Origin of the sequence: Pseudomonas sp. PS02303, assembly GCF_029959925.1 — a bacterium.
In the GTDB taxonomy this organism is placed as follows: domain Bacteria; phylum Pseudomonadota; class Gammaproteobacteria; order Pseudomonadales; family Pseudomonadaceae; genus Aquipseudomonas; species Aquipseudomonas mandelii.
Genome location: NZ_JASCOM010000002.1, coordinates 59,339 through 76,889, shown reverse-complemented (window position 1 = coordinate 76,889; position 17,551 = coordinate 59,339). Strand labels below are relative to the sequence as shown.

The following is a 17,551-nucleotide window of genomic DNA, read 5'->3' as shown; positions in this document are numbered from 1 at the left end:
GCTCTTAACCCCCGTTCCAGAGCCCTGCATGAAGGGTGTTAATGCCGGTTGATGGTCGTGAACATTAACTGTTTCAGGCTGTTTAACGTGTTCCGTCCGATTGCGGGCGGACGTGCGCACGGCCACAATGCCGGGTGACGAGAACGTTGTAATTCGCCACACTTTTGGCTTTTGTCTGTGGTTAAACTATAAATCGAGTCACCATTCCACTTAGATCAACAGCCAGCCGTGACAACTCATTACTGGCCGCACTGGTTTGATTGGCACCTGCTGCAGACTGAGTCGACCAGATTACGATCAACCTCTCTAGATACTTGTGCCTGCTCCTCCGAAGCGCTTGCAATGACCAGATTTCGCTCGTTGCTCTGAGAAATAGACTCGGTTATCTGTGTTAAAGAATCACCCGCGGCATTTGCCAGTTCGAGCGTTGATTGTGTGCGATCGCTATTCCGTGACATGGAGAGAACGGCTTCAGTCGTACCACTCTGTATCCCTGCAACCATGATTTCGATTTCTTCTGTCGACTGGGCGGTACGATGTGCCAATGCTCGCACTTCGTCGGCGACAACGGCAAACCCTCTGCCGGCTTTACCTGCGCGTGCCGCTTCGATCGCGGCATTAAGCGCTAAAAGATTGGTTTGCTCGGCGATTGATCGGATCACATCCAATACGCGACCAATATTGCGACCCTTTGCTGGTTTTGCCACTCGCTGTATTCAGCGTGAGGCTGATGGAGTTATCTGCGATGCCACTATGGGGTTTGGCTTGGGCAGCCGCCAGCTCGCCAGCTTCGAGAGGCCTTCCAGTCGATGAGCGAAGGACTGACTGGGAAATGTTCTTGTTGGTCTCAGCCAGTTGCAAAAGCAGCGATGCGCCCAGATTTTGGAACCGGCCGGCCGTCGACGAACTTCCGAAATTGCCCCTCATGTGCAAGGACACTTTGTCATGCTGCGTGTATTCCCAGGAAAGCGGTGCGTCAAGCTGCGCTATCCCGCCCCGGGAGGTATACGTCAGTGCATCGACGGCTTTGTTATCTTGCAGCAAGGTGACTATCGACGAGGGCGATTCACCACTTGAGGTCCGATCCCGGAGGTATTGCCGGAAAACGACAACCTTGCAGGGATCAGATACCAAGCCCATCACCTTATGATCAGTCTCTTGTTGCCTGGCTGTAGAATCGTGCATCAATGCCCGGGCGATCAGAGGGAAGGGCACAAACACTCGGGGCCAAGAAAACGTGCTGCCAGAATTTTTTTTGAAATCAAGGGGTTGCCAGCCTCAGGAAATGAGTACATAATTCACGCCATCGAAAGCACAGACGGCTGAAAAAGCTCAATGTTTTCAAGGAGATAGAGCGTGAATCATAAGCTCGTTTCCTGTTCCAGGTTTGTACACATTTGATGTTGCGCTACATGACGTCAAATGTTTGAGGCCGAGTAGCAAAATGGTTATGCAGTGGATTGCAAATCCACCTACGCCGGTTCGATTCCGACCTCGGCCTCCACTATAAACAAGCTCCGTAGATCTATGATTTACGGAGCTTTTTTATTTGCGCTACCTTGCAAGATTTTGTCTTGAAAAGGGGATCTGCGAACTTGCTTCACCGGGGCGGGATGTATATATTTCGTCCTCTGTTGCACAAGCCAGACAGCTTCACCGCGCTACCGCCCGAATGGCGAAACTGGTAGACGCATGGGACTTAAAATCCCCCGCTCGTAAGGGCGTGCCGGTTCGATTCCGGCTTCGGGCACCATATATATCAAGGGCTTGCGTGAGATACCTCACGCAGGCCCTTGTTCTTTTGCTCCGCAAAAACCAATCCCTGCTCCGCAATTCGTCACCACCGGTCATTTGGTGGGCGTTACCTTCATCCCTTTGCGCATCCGAATGTACTGCTCTGTCATACCTACTGTGGTGTGCCCCAACTGATCGCGTGCTGCGCGTATGTTGCCTGTCGACTCCTCTTTGTCCGTCGCTGCCTTCGCCCGCAAATCACGCATCTGAAAGTCTGCTTTAGGAATGCCGGCGGCCTCCCGCGCATCATCAAACCTCTTTCTGAGCATGCTTTTCGTAATCGGTTGTCCGTTCTCCATTACGACCAAGCGAGTCGATCGAATCTTGTAGCCGGCCTTGCGAGCCTTAATCCGATCAATCACAACTTTCAGTTCACCGACGATTTCAATGCGTCGTTTTACGCTTGTTTTCCCTTGCTGAACGTAAAGCTGCCCATCGCGAATATCGCGCTCGTCCATCTTTAACGTATCGGCAACTCGCTGTGCCGTGAGATAGAACAGGTCTAAAGCATCTTTTAACGGCTGCTCTGCATGCTGGTAGACCTTCAATAAGAGGTCATCCTCGACATAGTTGTCCCTCCCGGTCTCTTTATTTCCTTTTATCCCCGCACAAGGGTTCGCCAGTGCGGTGTAACCGCTTTGACGCGCGAAATTCCAGATTGAGCTGAGCAAAGCTTTTTCACGATTTGCTCGGACAGGGGCTTTTTTTGAGCGATACCTCAAGTACTGCCTGACATGCTGGGGCTCTATTGACTCAAGCGGCGCAGGGGGATCATTAAAGAAAACGAGCAATTGCTTCAATTCGCGCGCGTTGTCTTTTTGGGTTTCCGAAGCCTTGGTAGGTACGACTTCCTCCATATAGAGATTTGCCACGTATTCGAAGGTAAGTACTGTTTTCGCCAACGCAACCGAGACGCGTGACTTCTCCAGCTTGGCGTATTCGAGAATGGCTAAGCCGTAATCAGAGCCCAGTGGGATTTCCCGACGTGGCTTTGATCCTGTGTCGTAGTAGTAATAAACAACACCGCTACGCTGCTTGCGTGGCCTTAAACGGGCGATGCTTCCCGGGTTGGATGGTTTACGACCCATTTATAATGCTTTCCTTGGCTGCCAGGTGACGGGCGCCACTGATTGGCTCTGATTGCTGTCGATCAACGCTGCCGTGGTGACACACGGCCATCCATTTCGTTTGATCGTGTGGCGGATGCCGTTTTTGCTCAATACGGTCAGTTGGCCGGCTCTTGTCCGCGCAGCGGTCAGCTCACAGACTTGATCGTGCGTTAAAAACTCAATACTGCTCATAGCTCGCCTCCTTGGCGGAACGTCCCACGGCTGGCTCCTAGCGCGTCCTCGGTGCGTGGTCATGCACGATTTGTCCTGTGTCAGGCAGTTTTAAATATCCAGCAGCGCACAGTGGTTGGTTTTTTTAACATCGTGTTGCAGGCCGCTTGTGAAGCTCGAACGGCGCTGTAGGTTGCCTTGTTGGTTTCCAGCCACTTGTGGCTTCGGCTGTTTATCAAGAGGGGGCGCAGAGTCTTGAGGTCAGCCAGGTTCTGCCGATGCTCACTGGCCATTTCGGCAAACTCGTTAAGGTTGATAGCGATAAGTTTCGGGTCGATGCTGTGATTGACCTGCGGACCTTCACCCAGGCTTTCGAGGTATTCGTAGACCTCCCAGAATTCAGCCACCAGCGGATGGTCAGCACTGATCGCGGACTGCCGCTCCATGGCCATGGCGGTGAGCTGCTGGTGAGTCGTCACCACCTGGTTCTCATCCAGCGGGCAGATCAGACACAGGCAATCGACCAGGGCCATCATCTGGCTGTGGTTTTTGACGATCCGCTCCACGCGGATTTCCTTGATTAGTCGCAGGCGTTGCTCGTGCACAAGCACGCGCTCGGCGAATCTCGCTAGGACCTGCGGTTCTGCGCGAACCGCCAGCACCAGAAAGTGGCTCAGCTGTTCGACTGGAATCACATTGAGATTGTCAGCGGCTGCGCGGCTCTCGGTGGTGACTTCTGGCCGGGCAAAGTGCGATTTGATAATTCGGGTGAGGATGGCTTCAGATGCGCTGACGTCGGCATTCTGGCTGATGGCAATGGCGCCGCGAAACGGCGGCTCATAGGTTTCGTTACCACTGGTCTTCATGCCCTTGGTGCCGAGCGTGCCGCCACCGAAGAAGTCTTTAAGCTCATCCCAGTCGAAGCTTTTGGCGTGAGCTTTATCCGGCTCGTTGCGGTCGCCTTCGATCAACACCACCGGCATATTTGACACCTGGCCCATGGCACGCTGCCGGCCGGCTCGGGTTGATTTAGATGGGTCAAACCCTTCATGTTCCCGGCCCATTAGCTTCCAGAGAAAAGTCAGCAGCGTGGTTTTGCCGGCGCCGGCTTCGCCCGTGACCTCCAGGAACGGAAAGGATTTGTACTTGGCCCGGATCTGTTCGGCGAACAGCGAGCCGAACCAGAACGCCAGGGCAACGATGCCCTTGGCGCCAAAGCACAGCCAGAGCATTGGCAGCCAGTCAGTCCGGTACTGCTTTTGATCCCGCTGAATATGCATCTTGATCGACTTCTGCAGCGTCTTGAGTCGCAGCTTTCCGAACTCGAAAAAGTCCTCTTTGTTCACTTCGCAAACCAGCCCATTACGCATGGCCACATCACCGAATACATAGGCGCCGTATTCTTTGCTGTATCCCACGTAATCAATCGTCTCGACGGTTTTCAGCCCATACAGCTGGTCCTTGAGGATCTTATCGAGCTGCTTGCCGCTACCTGTGAACACCGCGCCAGCAGCCATGCTCAACAGGCGTTTTTTAAACTCGCTGGCTGCGGCGACCTGGCCACCGGTAAAGGTGTTTTTGACACTGCCGCCGTCGTGAGGGAAGTCGATGCGGTAGTAGTACCAGGACTCATCGGTGACATCATTGCGCTGGAAGTACAAGGCCTGCGGATAGCAGTTCGCAATCTCCACGACGCCGCCGCACTGACGTAGCGCTTTGGCACGGCGCTGTTTGTCGTTGAGTTGCTGATCCTCATGGCGCTCGGACGTGTCGAGCGCCTGCATGGCCTTGTTGAATTTATCCAGGTCCATTTTGAACCAGTACAGGCGGTTCTCGTACCCGAAATGAAACTCATGGCTTTCACGCCATTCATACATCAGCACGCCTTTCTCGGCGGCGCTTTCGGCGATCAGCAGGGCGCCGTGGTGGCGTGCAGTCCTGAGATCTTGTTCGACCAGTTTGGCGCGTTGCTCGCCGTCTTCGATGAATTGCCAACGCTGGTGCAGATCGTTCCAATCGATCTTGCGGTTGTCGGGCTGCGGGATCTGCGCGGCGTCGCAGATGTAGCCCAATGCGCGCGCTTCGCGGACCCAGCGCTTTGTATAGCGATGAGCGCCGGGCTCGTTATCCAGTGCCCAAACCAATTTGGGAAGCTTTCCGCCGCGGTGGCGGGAGAGTTCTTTGAGTGATGTTTCGGGGAACACATTAGAGGACATCGCTGACACGGCTGCGATGCCATGGTGGGCCAAGGCAATCGCATCGAAGATGCCTTCGACAATCCACAGCTCTTTGACCTCAAGCATTTCAACACAGGGCGGGCACCACCAAGTGCCTCGGTAGCTTTCACCTGGTTGAAACCGGGCTTTCATTTTGCCGAAACGGTGCGGTCGATCGATCAGCCGTTCCCAGTAACCGCCCTTGTCCAGGGCGAAACGCACGGTCGCGCTGCCAGCGTTCAATTCGTCGGAGTAATAACTGTCTTGGGTAAACCAGCCCTGGATCAATTCAAAGCGAAAGCCTCGAGCAAATTCAAGGTATGCCCGGGCCGTCGCGGTGGGGAACTGATCGGAGGAGGGCGCGCGCTTGCTCCAGTCGTCGAACAGGTCCTCATAGATCTCCTTCAGGTGCCAACGCTGCCCGCATTTACTCTCGCGACCACAAATAATCAGCCAAGGATTGGAGTAGCGCGTGTACAGCTCCTTTTTGCCGCACGCCGGGCATCTGCCGCCGCGCATGTAATCGGTGCTGAGGCGCCGCTTCAACCCGTAATCGGCCGTAAGCCGTTGCAATACATCAGCGCGAAGCGCATTAGAAAGCTCCATTGTCACTAAACCCTCAGAGGCCTCGAATTTTGAGCGCACCTCACCCAAACCCATCGCGGCTTGGGTTGAAGTGTGTTGAGCGGGGGTTACAGCGATCGGGCTAAGTCGAAATCGATTACGTCGAGCGGGGGTGGCTGATGCTCGTCACCTTGAAGCTCACTCCATGCCAGATGCACCAGTCTCGTCGCGAGGCTGGCCGGCACTTCAAGAGCGACGATCAAGTGACGTACGCCGTTTTCGAATAACTGCTCGGAGTCAGCGAGGTGCTCTGCCCAATGTCGCAGCAGGTAGGCTCGAGCAGCGTCCTGCATGCAGGCTCGGTAGTCATGAGAGTTGTGGGAGGGTGTCATGTGCAGTCTCCAATCCTTGGTTCGGCAGCAATTCCAGCTGATCGCTGGTGTTTTTCATGGCTTCACGACGCAACGCCGTGTCGGCTAGCGGGAGCTTGACGGTCGGATTGGCCATCCCGCTGGGGCTCATCTCGTGAGTCATCTCGAATTCAGCGCGTACTGACCAACCGCAGGCTTCATTGGTGCACTGCAAGTAAGCGACACGCAGAAAAATATGGGTCCCTTCGCTGGTGCGTATCCGCATTCGGGAGTGGCAGTGAGGGCAGACCAGTTTGTAAGTGCTCACAAAGTGCATCCTTGCGCTGTTCTAACAACGAGGTAGAGCGTCTAGCTCATTAATCGATGGTGCCTTCCTTGATGCCCAGTAACACAGCCGCTCGATGCGCCTGACCACGGCGTCCCTTTTTCCGTCCGTTTAACAAGTCGCTGACCAAGTTGCTGTTTAACGCGTGTTGGCGAGAGAACTCGGCGAGGCTGATTCCTTTTCGATCAAGTGCTGCTCGGGCTTGCTCGGTGGTTAGAGGGGCGGGCATAGTGTCCATTCGTGGGCATCCGGGTTGAATTTTTCGCCATTATGCCCAAACATTTTGGCCTGTAAAGGGTGAAAGCTTGAAAAGTTGTGCATCTAATGAACACTTGGACGTTGCCGTGGGTGAGCGCCTGCGTGAAGAAAGGACGCGACTGGGCCTGAATCAAGAAGCCTTTGCGCAACTGGGGGGCATCACCCGCAATACCCAGGGCAGTTACGAAAAGGGTGAGCGAAACGCTGATTCTGTCTACCTCTCAGCCGTGGCCGCGGCCGGTGTTGACGTGCTGTACGTCCTGACTGGCGGGCGTGTGCTGCGTGCGGCTGAAGGACTGGACGAGGCCGAAGAGCGGCTGATTCAGCAATTCAGAACCCTTTCTGATTATGACCAAAAAGCTGTGCATCGCATTGTCGGCGCCATGTCCGAAGTCACCTGCCTTTCGAACGCCAAGAAATAACTCGTCGATATTTACCATTCGTTACGACGGATTTCGATTTTGATTTTTCACGCTCCTAAGTAACGTTGCGCCTGCAATCACTTAACGGAGTAGTGTGCATGTTGGATCAGGATGATAAAGAGAACATTCGCATGGCTAACGCCAATAGCGAAAATTCTGAGCTAACACAAGATGAGTGGAAACTTCTTACATGGTACAGAGAAGTGCCTGAGGCGGATCAGGGCTATATCCTGCGTATCGCGCAATCGCTGGCAGCGCTCTGACTGGTGTAGGGCAATAGGGAAGCCGGTTAAATAGTGTTTGACTGCACCAAGTACTCTTAAAAGAACCCGGCTATTCGCCGGGTTTTTTATGCGCGACTCGTTTACGACTACTTGGCGACTTTCATGCTCGCTCTGACAGGGCGTGGCGTAACGGCTTTGACCACATCATCAATCACCGCCTTTCCCATCGCCGTCAAATAGTGCGCGGCCCACGAAAAACGGTCGGTTTCTCTGTCGTAAGCCGCGTCTTTTGAAAGCGCTTTGGCAAGGAACAGCAGATCGGATGCCATGGCCAAGGCAGCGTCGACAGGAACGCCGGCGCTGACGTGGAACAGCGGATTGTCTACACAATAGATGCAGGGGGTGAGGCCGATGGTTTTAGCTTCTAATGGCTCGGTCATTTGCTACCTCCATTCATGACGAGAGGGAGGCCGAGTGAAGGAGCATTACGCGACTTGGCGCGGTGAGGGAGAAGGCTGAGTCTGTACGGATTTACGGTGTGCATGTGTCTAACTCCTTGACGTGAGGAGCTGCCACTTTTCGTTACCAAGCGAATGGGTGGCAGCTGCGCGCAGGTTGGTAAACCGGGAGTCAAGGAGACCGGCACGCCCGAAGGCGTCCCACGCACAGCCGCCATAACATAGCTGCAAGCCTGAAAAAGCCATGAGCTATGAAGGGGCGCTGTTGCGCAACTCGTCGGGTTACCAAGCCCGATCGCTGAATATGCAGCGACGTCTGGAGAGTATCCGCCGAAAGAAAGGCCAGCAAGACGATAACTTGCTGAAAAGCACTGTAACGCGCTTCCTTACGCAACTCTCAGATTTTGCCTACAAGTTCGACATGAAGCCACCCAATATTCTGAAAAGAATACTGGCTGGGGTGGGAAAGTGAGGGGGGACGGCGGTGACACCGCATTGATCGAGTACCATGACGCAGATGGTCTGTTTATCGGAGATGTCGCGGGCGTAAACGGCATCGTCGACTCCCATGGCGAGCCAATTGTTGCGTCACAAAACCTTACTGAGACCGTCGCAGATTGACTGGTGGCGTCATCAAGCCGGGCGCAGCCTATACCTGGAACAAAAATAAAGACGCTATCCCAACGAATCAAACCTCGCCCACCCATCGCACTCGATATGAGAGCACTGCCCCAAGCCCAACACACAAATCAAGACCCAAACGACATGCCAAAAAAAGCGCTTTTGCGGGGCGGTTCTTTGTAAATATCAGCATGCGGCTGGAACTTGGTCCGTATCAAGGGGAAACTCTGGCGTAGATCGACACCATTTGCTCTTCCCAATCCTTGCAACGTTTTTTGCCTCCCGTGACTGGCAAAGTAACTGCGCAGGCTTGCTCACCCCTAGACATTGGACCAGACCAGACCAGACCAGACCTGACCAGGCATTTGCATCAGATTTGACCAGCACGCTTTGTGGCCATAACCGGCAGAGAACGGTCCAGACAAACTCAAGCAATTGGGAGCCACCTCGTTCTCCGGGGCGAGGTGATTGCCGGGAACAAGGATGAGCCATTCTGCTTGAAATAATCGCAATTTTAGGGTTGATCTCATTAGCTTTGTTGCACATTGCGGTCCAGTTACAGCAACGTGGAGACTTTGCAAGCAAGAGGACACGTTGACGAAATAGGATCGCGTAGTGGCTTTTAGCCTTTATGTTGTGTAATGATAATCTCTGACCTAATTGATCGCCAACCCGGTTCTCGTGTTGGATTCGTCCCATAGCAAAAATTAACATAAAGGAACTGCATGAAACACTTTTGGATGCTATATAACTCCCTGTTTAAAGTATTGCCTAGTTGCTGTAGTGTTTTGGCTTTAATATCAACCGTGCTGCTAACATTCAGCCTTCTACTAAGTTGCGCAAGCAAGAGTTTTTTTGTTGCCTCTTGGATTTGCTCGGCGAACCAATTCGCGATTGACGAAGTGCTGTCACCCGTAAGCCCTTTTATAATTGCAGCGTTACTTTCACCTGGACTACTCATTGTAATTGTCGCAACCATTTTTAATATATGGCATAAAGATGTTTATATTCAGTGTGTTGAAATGTTAAGGGGCGAAGAAGTTAGCTTTCAGGATATTTGTTCTGGTGTGTTGTTCACGCGGTGGGGGAAGCGTGTAGGATGGTTTGCAGTATTGTTTTTTGTAATGGATTTTTTGGCTATAAAGATTAATACAACTTTCAATGGTGTGGTAATTGGCTTGGTGCTCTATTTGCAAATTCTCTCGTCGACACATGGACTGCTGCTACTCGGATTGTGCGGTATGTCGTATGTGCTCATGATCTATCCGGCTTTCATTAAGTGGCGGGTTGTTTCTGGCTCTAAAGTAAAACAAGCTGATTTTCTCTCCCAATAGGAGTGGCTGCAAAAGACCTGGCGGTCGCGCCTAAATCTGCCATTTCAAATTAAGAGTATCTATAAATTTGGCGCAAATACTTCCAAACATCTCAAAAAACAAGCTAAGAAGATATTAAGATGACAAAACTTGCACCGCAACAGCTGTATAAGTATCGCGATGACTCTGAACGAACAGAAGAGATTATAAAAAGCCAAAAAGTTTGGCTGTCAACACCTGCACAACTCAATGACCCATTAGAGTGTCGTATCGGCGAGATCCCAAAGGAATGGGAAGAACGCACAATTCGAGACATGGAGAATGCCCAATTGATGGGCATATTCGGCTTTCCACCTAAAGCGCCAAAAACCCTTTTTTCATTGAGTGAGATACAGACAAAAAAATGGCTGGAGAAATTCAAGACCAGTTCGCATGATCAACGCATTTCAGATATGCGCGAATTACACTCCAATCACGGAATGCAACTGTCAAATCCAAAAGATATATTTCTTGATATGCGAAAGAGACTTTTATCTGTTGGGGTGTTTAGCCTGAGCGAAGACTGCCAAAGCGAGTTGATGTGGGCGCATTATGGGGCAAACCATGAGGGGGTTGCTATTGGTTTCGCGGCATCTCCACACTGCAAGCTCGGAAATTTCAGACACACGATTCCGGTTGAGTACACGGCTCAAAAACCAAATTTCAAATCAGGGTTTAAAAGCGAAGTGCAGATATTTTCGCTAGGGAGCGGGCAGCAAAACATAGTCCGTGTCTCATTCGAAGATGAAGTTTTTCGAGCCGCCCTCAGCACCAAAACTCCAATATGGCAATACGAAAAGGAATGGCGCTACGTTGAAGAAAGTCATGGGCTATACGACGCTCCTGGCAGAATAACAACCATGGTGTTTGGCTTGCGAATGAATTCCGACCGGAAGAAGCATTACAAAAACTTAGCTTCGGAATTCATACCTAATGAAGTGCATTTTTTCGAAGTTAGCGAGAATTCAAATTTAAGCGGATATGAGATTGTAGAAGCGTAAATTTGGCTAGTTGCCTAATGGGCATTTCAACGCGGGGGACATCAATATAGGCCATGACCTAGATGTTCGCCGGCACTTCGACTTTTGCGCAGGGTAAACTGTGAGCTAAATCAATCGGGCATGAAGGGGCTGAGGGGGGCCAACATCTACTTTGGGTCGTGGGAAACCGTTCACGCCGCATTCGTTCCAGCTTTGTACCCCTGCGATCACGAATCATTGCCTTATGGCGTGGTCGGCGCTAATGGCCACCAACATCCTCAACGATCAGAACCCAGAATTGGTTAGCAGCATAAAGGAGGGAATAGCGGTGTCTAGTGAGTTTTGCTAGACATCGCTAGATGCGCACATCAGGTGGTCAAGCCACTACCGCGTATTCACATGCGCTGATGCTCAGAGACCATAGTGGCGGTTTTCTGCCGATCATGGTCGCAAAGCGTGCTGGGCAACTCCGATGCAATTGGTGGTCAGAACGAATGGAAACATGTGGCAAAGTGGAGTGAAATTTCGCAGCTGGTGCCACTGGAAGCATGGGAACACATTTTTGATGCTCGCTGTTCGATCGCTCTGAACAGCGATGTGGTAACACTGCCCGAAGCGCTGCGCATACGATCAATATCTAAACTGAGGGCGAAAAAAAACCGCCTTTTGCGGGGCGGTTTTTTGGCAGCCTCAGCTTGCGACTGAGGCTTAGTACGTCTCATGGGAAGCACTGGCGTGAATCTATGGTATTTAGCTTTGGTCGTCCTTGCAACGTTATTTTACCCCGTCGGGTTAGCCAATTGATGTACGAAAGCAGTTTTGTGCGGTGAGTTTTGATTTGTAGACCCTGACAGAAATAACGATTTACAAAAAAAGCCATTCCATTGCTCGGACAACCCCAATACGAGCCATTTCCACCTGCTGCTTGTGAAGTTCTAGGTTAATATGCCGTCGCTCGCACGCTAGCGCATCACTGGGGTTTGGCTGGTGGCATAACAGTTTTATCCCCTCTGACACGGTTTTGCACCCGTGCCGGAATGATGGTTCGGAGGGAACTCAACCGGCCGCCTCATTGGAAGCACTGGCGTGCCTTCCTGAAGGCACGCGTGATCCGGTAAGTGCGCTGGAGGTTTGGCCCCCAACCTGGAGGCCAAAACGTATGAAGCTATTGCTGCGTACGCTGAGCCTCGTATGGAGATTGTTAAAAGCGTTTCGCTTTTACGAGTTCCTGCGAGACCACTTTGACGACCTGAAGTAACGGTCGTTAATGCGGGGGAAGCCCGTTTCAGTTTCGGCTGAGACGGGCTTTTTTTGTTCTGGAATAACTGTCAAAAGTAGGATTTATCCTTCATTGATTTTTGATGTCTGTAGGACGCTTCGTCGGCATCTGTAGGTGACATCCGAAGATTCTGAATATACTGGTTATGCGTACAGTATTTGGCTTGGAGTCGGACTTGATGAAAACCTCAACCACAACGGCAGTCCCCGTCGTCGAAAATGATTTATCGCACTGGCAAGCCATGTTCGCAGATAAAACCGCGCTACTCGCCCAACCAGGTGCTCATCACAAGGCTTTGCTGACTGAAGCTCACGCGCTGCACGAAAAAAAGCTGATTGATAGCGATGACCTCTCTGACCTGCTTGAGCTGGCAGACGGGGCGCTGGCTTTTGCGGTGGAATCAATGCTCGATATCGATAGCGACGAGTAGGGCCACCACATGCACCTACTGGTCACCCCGATGAGATCACGCGGCATCGCGCTCGACGCTCAGGCACGGCGCCGCTACCCCGCGATCAAAGGCAATGTCATGGTGAATTCATCGGTCTGCAAGGAGTTGGGACGGGCCACGAACGTCGCTCGTGTAGAAGTGGGCATGCCACTTGATCCTGATCCCTTGCCGCCCTTACTAGATGCAACGCTTGCAGGTATGGCTGTTACTGGTTTTGTGCTTAGTGGCATTGAGTACATCGAAGGTTGTGCCTACGCACAGTCTTGGTGGTGTCGAATTGGGTAGGTATGTAGGAAGCGTCCCATTTGGGTCGAGAATTGGTCACTCATCGTTGAGCTTTCCATCTGCATCGGCGGGTTTGAACTGCTCGGCATATCGCAATAGCTCTAAGTTGATGCTATCTGTTTCCGGAGAGAAGTGAGCGTCGCGGTGACAGTTCGGGCAGAGCGCTACGCAGTTCCAGACGCGATCGCCCATTTTTATTCCCAGAATATGATGAACGTCGAGGAAGCCGTTGTAGGTGCGCTGGCTCATACATCCATGCCGTTCGCAGGAATGGGTTCGTTTGAGTACGGCTTCCCTGACCCTTCGATCACGGGGGTATTCAGCACGAAGCACAGGGCGTTGCACTGGAGCGTCGGTGCCGAGCATGGAGTAATTGATCGGAGGGGGGCAGTCGTCCATGGCGTCCTCGTTAATCAAGGAGGTCAGCATAGGCAGCTTCACCAGGTCGACTACGGCCGGCCAATTCCAAAGCACGTCAGCCACTTGGTGTGAGCCTGGAGTTCGTTCATCCATGAGATAGACAGTCGGACTGCTTCCGTTTTTGGCGTGATTCTTTTGGATGTTTTTCATCTGGCCGCTGTCGATCAACTCTTGGCTCACTTTAGCCTGAGCGTCGAAGATGCCTTTCAGATCATTGCTGGGTATTAGCGCCGCGTAAACGATGACAGCGCCATCTCGCTGCAGGATTAGGTTGTGCGTTACCCCCTGCTCCAGATCGCGCTGCATTATTTTTTGAAGGGTCGTGTCCCAGTTATCGTCAATCAATCGTGCTCGTAGCTGGGCTGCGGAGAACCTCAAGTCCTCGACACTTCGTCTTCGCCAGCATAACCGAACCCGCATCTTCACCTGTTGGCCTTGAGGAGTCGTTACCGAGATGAGTTGGGTGATGGCTGAACCCGAAACGTGCCTGCTTTCATTGATGTTTTGAAAACCACAGGCTGCGAGGAAGGGGGCAACTGCATCCCGGGTGATTCTTTCGGCGTGGATGCTTTCCTCTGTGCGGAAGGGACGTGTCAAGGTGGAGTTCTCCTTTTGGCAACTGGCGCACTGAATCCCGTAAAGCCATATGGGTACCGAAACGAAAGCAGGGGCCAATGGCCCCTGCTGTAGTGCGTTACACCTGTTGAAGAATCCTGATCAGGCGGATCGACCAATATGCGGTCTGCAACGCTCGAATCAGCTCTTCAGGAAGGTACCGGCTAATGAATTTCTTCATTCGCTCAAACTCCAAAGGAAAGATAAAAGCTGCGCGTCTATTAAAGAACTCACAGCACCTCCCACCCAGCTCAGTGACGCTCTCTGCAAAACGTATAAACATTGTATCTACAACGTTTTACTTTGTTGTCGCCCGGTTGTGTGAATACAATTCACATAACTTATGCCATATATTGACAACCTAACCGGGTTGACGAGTGCGTCACGTAGCCATACCCTTCGAAGTGCCAGCAACAAAGAAGTATGTTTGTAAGTGGTTGAGCAAGATGCTACCACAGGTTTTCGGTAACGAATCAACCTGAAAACGTCTGCCTGAAGCCCGCACCCTGTGCGGGCTTTCTCGTTTCAGGACCCGGCCCAGGCTCAAACCAGTTCGGGCTGTATCGGGATTTTCCGGCAACTGGCGGATTTACTAGGGTCGAGCAATTTTTCGGGGTCTAGTCGGCACTAACGGCAACAAATTATTGTAGTGGCGTAAACACCACAGGGTATCCGACGAACGGTAGTGATCGTCTTTAGATAACTAAACTGCAACGCAGCCATTTCCGAAATGGTAGGCGAGGTACATAAGTACAAAGGTACGTAAGTACATAAGTACATAAGTACATAAACAACAAAGTGCATGCGCAATTAATTAACCATATATTGACAAGGCGAAGCGTTTTGACCGCTCTCAGCTCATTACCCCACCCTTATCAACGCCCGTCCAACCCACTCCGCGACCTGCGTAACAACGGCGTTTCCGGCACCGAAAGCCTCTGCAAGGTTGGCCGCATCCAGTCCGAGGCAAAGCCCATCATCTTCAGCCGCTCGCTGCCGCTGAGCCATCTGATCCCATCCGTTCGCGTGAGCGACGAAAGTGGTACAGCCCAGAGAGATTTGTGAGCCGGCTTTGCTGGCCAATAAAGTATTGGCAGCCCAGGCATCCGCGGGGCGTGGCCACTGGATCGATTGAGACGCTGGAGGTATTGCGTCCACTGGCGCGGCGTCAGCCAGGAACTCGAAGGGGGGCATTCGTCGATAACCGGCGACCAGGAATATTCGACGACGCTGCTGGGGGACTCCGAAATATTGAGCATTAAGCACTCGCCAGAATCCCACATACCCGCAGTCCGCAAGGGCCCGGATGACTGTTTCAAAGTCTTGGCTATCGTTGACAGCGAGCAGGTTAACGACGTTCTCAAGGACCACCCAGCGAGGTTGTATTTCTTTGAGGATTCGTATGACTTCCCAAAACAGGCCGCTGCGTTCGCCGCGCAGTCCGCGGCTGTCTCGGTTGCTTTCCCGTTGTCCGGCGACGCTGATGTCCTGGCAGGGGAAGCCGGCCGTGAGGACATCGACGGGGGACAGGTTGTGAGCGCCGCAGTGGCGCACGTCTTCAAATTGGCGTGCATGGTGAAATCGATCGGCAAGCACAGCCCGGTTGACTGGGTTGAGTTCAACTTGCCAGGCGCTGCGGAAACCTGCGTTTTCAAATCCGACATCAAAGCCTCCTATGCCTGCGAACAGGCTGCCAAGGGTGGGTTGCTGCATTCATGAACTCGTTGTTCTGGATGCTCGCGGCACGCTTGGGGGAGGCTCTGGGCCTTCAAATGGTTGAGTGTCCGGCAACGCGGGCACTTGATCTGTAATTCAATGAAGCCGCTGACGGCGGCGAGTTTGCGGTGGCAGTGGCCGCAACGGATGTCCTGCATGGAATCGTCCTTGATGGGTCTAAGTAACTAACGGGTTCTGTAACCCGTTAGGGTTCATGTTTTATCTGCCTGCATCCGGCTCCACTCCCGATCAACTGCGCGTTTCGCCGCTTTCTCAGTGGCGTACAACCACCGCATGCGTTTCGGCTTGCTCTGACCCCCAGCCGTCACCGTCTTCTCCTTCCCGGTTCGCCGATCGCGGTAGCGGGCAACGGCCCCGGTAAAGCCCCCATTGTTTTCTTCGACCAGGTCCTCGACAGTGTCATCCGGCAGCTTGCTCTCCAGTTCCAGGCTGACGGTGTAGCCATTGTCCGCGTTGAGGGTGTGCTGCACGTTCCCGCCGTACCAGATGATTTCATCGATTTCGTCCTTCACACCCTGGAGCGTGTATGTCAGTTCCGGGATCAGATCCGCCCGCCCCAGTGCCAGCGTGTAGCTGAGCGTGGCGCTACCACGTTGCAGGCGATTGAACTCGGCCCGGGCCGCGCGCAGGGCGGACTGGCGGTCGCTGTAGGTGTGGCGCAGGTCCTTGAGGTGTTCGCCGCTGCCCGCAATGGCTTCCTGCTTCTTGGCGCTGTTCACGTCGTAGAAGTAGGCGCGCACGCCGTCGTAGCGGTCGCGGTCAGCTTGCAGGTAACGGTGCTGGTCGCCGTCGGCGCGGGTGAGGGTGATGTGCGGCAGCTCGGTGCCTTTGGCGGTCTTGCCGCCGCCCGCCGGCAGGCACAGCAAGCCCCCGGCCTTGATGGTGACCACGGCGTCGAACTCCTCACCGATACGGCTGATCAGGTTGGCGTCGGATTCGTTGGCCTGATCGAGCTGCAGGATGGGCAAGACGTGGAGGACGTCGGCAATGGTTGCGGTCAGACCGTTGCCCAGGGCGATGTCGCCAAGCACGTCGCCGAGCGTGGTGTCGCTCCAGCTGCGTTCACGTTTGGTCTTCAGGCTTTTACGAAAGTCAGCTGATCGAGCGCGGATGCTCAGCACGTCCGGGGTGCCGCTGTGTTCGGTTTCATCGACGGTGTAGGTGCCTTTGTCCACCAGGCCAGTATCGCTCCAGCCGAGCCAGAGCCGAATGATTGCGCCTTTGGGCGGAATCGCCAGCAAGCCGTCGTGGTCGCTGAGGGTGAGAGTCAATTGGTCGGCCTCGAGCCCGCGGTTGTCCATCAGATCGAGGCTGATCAGCCGAGGGATGATCGCCGGGGCGATGTCTGTGTCATCGACGGTGATGCGGATGGCGGGGACGGGATACGCGGCGGCGCGCTGATAGCGCTCGGTGGCGTCATTCAGAAAGCCGGTCACTCGCGAGAGCGCTGCATCGATCACAGCAAAGCCCTCATGATGCTGACGCCCACGCTTGTCCCGGCACCAATCAAGTCAATGCGGTCGTCGTCGATTCGCTTGAGGCTGAGGCTGAATTCGATCCGGCGCGGTGTGCCATCGCGGAAAAACACCGTCTTGGTTTCGTTCGAGCTCTCGATCACCCACAAGCCGTAGATACGGCCGCTGCCTTCCACGATAGGCCAGGCCTTGCCAGTATTGGCCATGAGGCGAAGGGCATCGAGGCTGAGCGCGCTGCCGGCCAGCTCCGGGAGGATGACGCCGGGGAGGGTGATGGCGTCGTCGCCACGCCCGACAAATTGCCGGGCCGGGGCTGCGCCGACGCGCGAGTTGGTGACATGGCGCCATTCGGTCTGGCGTTGCAGTGTCTGATAAGCCGCGGTGGAAAGGCTGAAGACGAACATGCCCAGGGCAAGCATCATGG

Annotated in this window: 20 protein-coding genes, 2 tRNA genes and 1 pseudogene; 10 read left to right on the top strand and 13 right to left on the bottom strand. The window is 53.5% G+C overall.

What is annotated here, in order from left to right:
* Window positions 1–181: 181 nt before the first annotated feature.
* Window positions 182–695, bottom strand: a pseudogene (locus QMX98_RS01200) (methyl-accepting chemotaxis protein); the annotation flags it as partial.
* Window positions 696–1,430: 735 nt separating this feature from the next.
* Between QMX98_RS01200 and QMX98_RS01195 the strand changes: the two are divergent.
* Window positions 1,431–1,504, top strand: a tRNA-Cys gene (locus QMX98_RS01195).
* A gap of 162 nt (window positions 1,505–1,666) precedes the next feature.
* Window positions 1,667–1,753, top strand: a tRNA-Leu gene (locus QMX98_RS01190).
* A 94-nt stretch (window positions 1,754–1,847) separates the two neighbouring features.
* Here QMX98_RS01190 and QMX98_RS01185 read toward each other — a convergent pair.
* From QMX98_RS01185 to QMX98_RS01160, 6 genes are all read right to left on the bottom strand, one after another.
* Window positions 1,848–2,882 (bottom strand): tyrosine-type recombinase/integrase, encoded by a 1,035-nt coding sequence (locus QMX98_RS01185; protein WP_282410104.1) that lies wholly within the window; start codon window positions 2,880–2,882, stop codon window positions 1,848–1,850.
* The gene (locus tag QMX98_RS01180; RefSeq protein WP_282410103.1) at window positions 2,883–3,095 is read right to left on the bottom strand and encodes a DUF4224 domain-containing protein; all 213 of its coding nucleotides are present in this window, start codon (window positions 3,093–3,095) and stop codon (window positions 2,883–2,885) included.
* Window positions 3,096–3,175: 80 nt separating this feature from the next.
* Window positions 3,176–5,896 carry a toprim domain-containing protein gene (locus tag QMX98_RS01175; RefSeq protein ID WP_282410102.1) on the bottom strand — a complete coding sequence of 907 codons (2,721 nt, stop codon included), beginning with the start codon at window positions 5,894–5,896 and terminating at the stop codon, window positions 3,176–3,178.
* Window positions 5,897–5,982: 86 nt separating this feature from the next.
* Window positions 5,983–6,246: a hypothetical protein gene (locus QMX98_RS01170; RefSeq protein ID WP_282410101.1), complete on the bottom strand. Its 264-nt coding sequence runs from the start codon at window positions 6,244–6,246 to the stop codon at window positions 5,983–5,985.
* The gene (locus tag QMX98_RS01165) at window positions 6,221–6,532 is read right to left on the bottom strand and encodes an ogr/Delta-like zinc finger family protein (protein ID WP_282410100.1); all 312 of its coding nucleotides are present in this window, start codon (window positions 6,530–6,532) and stop codon (window positions 6,221–6,223) included. The genes QMX98_RS01170 and QMX98_RS01165 overlap by 26 nt, the downstream gene beginning before the upstream one ends.
* Before the next feature lie 49 nt (window positions 6,533–6,581).
* Window positions 6,582–6,779: a DNA-binding protein gene (locus QMX98_RS01160; protein WP_258668307.1), complete on the bottom strand. Its 198-nt coding sequence runs from the start codon at window positions 6,777–6,779 to the stop codon at window positions 6,582–6,584.
* A 115-nt stretch (window positions 6,780–6,894) separates the two neighbouring features.
* Here QMX98_RS01160 and QMX98_RS01155 point away from each other — a divergent pair, with 115 nt between their 5' ends.
* Entirely contained in the window at window positions 6,895–7,230 is a 336-nt protein-coding gene (locus QMX98_RS01155) for a helix-turn-helix transcriptional regulator (RefSeq protein ID WP_282410099.1), read from the top strand.
* Window positions 7,231–7,328: 98 nt separating this feature from the next.
* On the top strand, window positions 7,329–7,493 hold the full coding sequence (locus tag QMX98_RS01150) for a hypothetical protein (protein WP_282410098.1): 165 nt from the start codon (window positions 7,329–7,331) through the stop codon (window positions 7,491–7,493).
* Between the two features lie 107 nt (window positions 7,494–7,600).
* Here QMX98_RS01150 and QMX98_RS01145 read toward each other — a convergent pair whose 3' ends face one another.
* Window positions 7,601–7,894 (bottom strand): DUF3077 domain-containing protein, encoded by a 294-nt coding sequence (locus tag QMX98_RS01145; protein WP_282410097.1) that lies wholly within the window; start codon window positions 7,892–7,894, stop codon window positions 7,601–7,603.
* 262 nt (window positions 7,895–8,156) lie between these two features.
* On the opposite strand from QMX98_RS01145, the gene QMX98_RS01140 reads away from it, so the two are divergent.
* The 6 genes from QMX98_RS01140 (at window position 8,157) to QMX98_RS01115 (ending at window position 12,880) form a co-directional block, all read left to right on the top strand.
* Complete coding sequence (locus tag QMX98_RS01140) at window positions 8,157–8,384, top strand: hypothetical protein (RefSeq protein ID WP_282410096.1); 228 nt, start codon at window positions 8,157–8,159, stop codon at window positions 8,382–8,384.
* An 874-nt stretch (window positions 8,385–9,258) separates the two neighbouring features.
* A complete protein-coding gene (locus QMX98_RS01135; protein WP_282410095.1) occupies window positions 9,259–9,867 on the top strand; it encodes a hypothetical protein in 609 nt (202 codons plus the stop codon).
* A gap of 119 nt (window positions 9,868–9,986) precedes the next feature.
* A complete protein-coding gene (locus QMX98_RS01130; protein ID WP_282410094.1) occupies window positions 9,987–10,886 on the top strand; it encodes a DUF2971 domain-containing protein in 900 nt (299 codons plus the stop codon).
* Window positions 10,887–11,321: 435 nt separating this feature from the next.
* A complete protein-coding gene (locus tag QMX98_RS01125; protein ID WP_282410093.1) occupies window positions 11,322–11,570 on the top strand; it encodes a hypothetical protein in 249 nt (82 codons plus the stop codon).
* Window positions 11,571–12,322: 752 nt separating this feature from the next.
* Window positions 12,323–12,574, top strand: coding sequence for a hypothetical protein (locus QMX98_RS01120; RefSeq protein WP_282410092.1), 252 nt, complete (start codon window positions 12,323–12,325; stop codon window positions 12,572–12,574).
* 9 nt (window positions 12,575–12,583) lie between these two features.
* Window positions 12,584–12,880 carry a hypothetical protein gene (locus tag QMX98_RS01115; RefSeq protein WP_282410091.1) on the top strand — a complete coding sequence of 99 codons (297 nt, stop codon included), beginning with the start codon at window positions 12,584–12,586 and terminating at the stop codon, window positions 12,878–12,880.
* 36 nt (window positions 12,881–12,916) lie between these two features.
* Here the strand turns inward: QMX98_RS01115 and QMX98_RS01110 are convergent, their stop codons facing one another.
* The 5 genes from QMX98_RS01110 to QMX98_RS01090 form a co-directional block, all read right to left on the bottom strand.
* Window positions 12,917–13,897: an HNH endonuclease signature motif containing protein gene (locus QMX98_RS01110; RefSeq protein WP_282410090.1), complete on the bottom strand. Its 981-nt coding sequence runs from the start codon at window positions 13,895–13,897 to the stop codon at window positions 12,917–12,919.
* 879 nt (window positions 13,898–14,776) lie between these two features.
* Window positions 14,777–15,628, bottom strand: a complete 852-nt coding sequence (locus tag QMX98_RS01105; RefSeq protein ID WP_282410089.1) for a DNA cytosine methyltransferase — start codon at window positions 15,626–15,628, stop codon at window positions 14,777–14,779.
* A complete protein-coding gene (locus tag QMX98_RS01100) occupies window positions 15,589–15,789 on the bottom strand; it encodes a Com family DNA-binding transcriptional regulator (protein WP_282410088.1) in 201 nt (66 codons plus the stop codon). The genes QMX98_RS01105 and QMX98_RS01100 overlap by 40 nt, the downstream gene beginning before the upstream one ends.
* A 54-nt stretch (window positions 15,790–15,843) precedes the next feature.
* Complete coding sequence (locus QMX98_RS01095) at window positions 15,844–17,112, bottom strand: phage late control D family protein (protein WP_282410087.1); 1,269 nt, start codon at window positions 17,110–17,112, stop codon at window positions 15,844–15,846.
* Window positions 17,109–17,549 carry a phage tail protein gene (locus QMX98_RS01090; RefSeq protein WP_282410086.1) on the bottom strand — a complete coding sequence of 147 codons (441 nt, stop codon included), beginning with the start codon at window positions 17,547–17,549 and terminating at the stop codon, window positions 17,109–17,111. The genes QMX98_RS01095 and QMX98_RS01090 overlap by 4 nt, the downstream gene beginning before the upstream one ends.
* Between the last annotated feature and the right edge of the window lie 2 nt (window positions 17,550–17,551).